Here is a 1,562-nt window from a genome sequence, read left to right on the forward strand (position 1 = left end):
ATGTTCTGCCGCACCGTCATGTGCTTGAACAGGGCGTAGTGCTGGAAGACAAAGCCGACGTTGCGCTCCTGGACGCTGGCATGGGTGGCATCCCGCCCGGTGAGGAAAATCCGCCCCGTGTCCGGCTTTTCTAGGCCGGCAATCAGGCGCAAGAGGGTAGATTTGCCGGAACCCGACGGCCCCAACAGGGCAACCAGGGATCCCGTGGGAATGGTGAGATCCGTAGGGTGGAGAGCCTGAAACTGCCCAAAACGCTTCGATACCCCTGCAATGGTGATGCCCATAGGTTCTGCCTAGCTAAGGGTTGGCCGGATGGCGCTGCCTATCCCTGAGGAGGTAGGGAGCCTCTAATCTACGGTAAACCTGTCAACAAACCGTTGATACTGCTCCCAGGATACCTTGAATGGGGATGCAAAACAAGGGAGGCTCCCTACAACCCAGCTTGGATGCGGTCAAACACAGCCCCATCGGCAAAGAAGCGGTTTTGGATCGCCGCCCAGCCGCCCAGGTCGGCGACGGTCACCAGCTTCTCGATGGAAGGGTACCGCCGGGCAAACTCTTGCGCCACCGTCGGCTCCACCGGACGGAAACCCACCTCGGCAAAGGCCCGCTGCGCTTCTGGAGTAAACAGGTAGTTCACAAAGGCTTCGGCCACGGCGCGGGTTCCTTTTCGCTCCACCGTGGCATCCACCACGGCTACGGGGTTGTCGATGGAAATGTTGGGATCCGGCACCACGTAGGGCAAGGGCTGGCCGCGCAGGCCGGCCAGGATCACCTCCTGTTCGTAGGTGAGCAGGGCATCCCCCTGCCCTTTTTGGAAAAAGACATCGGTGGCTTCCCGCGAGTCCCGCGGCAGGACGCGGACATTTTTGTAGACCTGGGTGGTGAAGGCCAGGGCCTGAGGTTCAGGGACAGCACTCCAGAGGGCCAAAAAGTTCCAGCGGGCGCCCCCTGAGGTTTTGGGGTTGGCGGTAACCACCTGCAAGCCAGGCCGGGCCAGGTCCAGCCAAGAGTGGATAGCGTGGGGGTTGCCCTGCCGCGTGACGATCACCACCACCGAGCGGGTAACGATCCCTTGGTTGGGCGTGCGGCTTTCCCAGTCCGGTCGAACGAGACCGGCAGCCACAATGCGCTCCACATCCAGGCCCAGGGCCAGAGCCACCACATCGGCATCCAGCCCGTCAATGACCGCCCGCGCTTGTGTGGCCGAGCCGGCATAGCTGCTTTCTACGCGCACCTGTTGGCCGGTCTGGGCCAGCCAGTGGGCCTCAAAGGCAGGGATGATCTGCCGGTAGGCATCGCGGGTCACCGCAAAAGAAGCTAGGAGAATCCTCACTTCCCCTTGGGATCCCACCCCACAGCCGCCCAGCCCCAGCAGAAGTCCCAGGAGCAGGGATCCCACCGCCAGCCACCGCCCCACTCTCCCAAACCAGACCACCGCGACAGGTGAGGGGATCCCCAATGGGTTCCCTGCTGTCCCTTCCATGTTCACCCCTATCCCCAAAAACTTCTCCACTTCTGTGTCCCTCACCCCCGGCCCCTCTCCCAAAGGGAAATTGCCC

At 62.4% G+C, this 1,562-nt stretch carries 2 protein-coding genes; both read right to left on the reverse strand.

Annotated elements, in window-relative coordinates:
* Window positions 1-284 (reverse strand): ATP-binding cassette domain-containing protein (locus tag NW844_RS10150; RefSeq protein WP_414335339.1); only part of this gene is annotated, 284 nt, incomplete at its 3' end.
* Between the two features lie 146 nt (window positions 285-430).
* Window positions 431-1,562, reverse strand: a 1,132-nt coding sequence (locus tag NW844_RS10155; protein ID WP_414335341.1) for a sulfate ABC transporter substrate-binding protein, incomplete at its 5' end; no start/stop codon positions are given.

It is taken from the genome of Synechococcus sp. H55.2 (assembly GCF_047462495.1).
Taxonomy (GTDB): domain Bacteria; phylum Cyanobacteriota; class Cyanobacteriia; order Thermostichales; family Thermostichaceae; genus Thermostichus.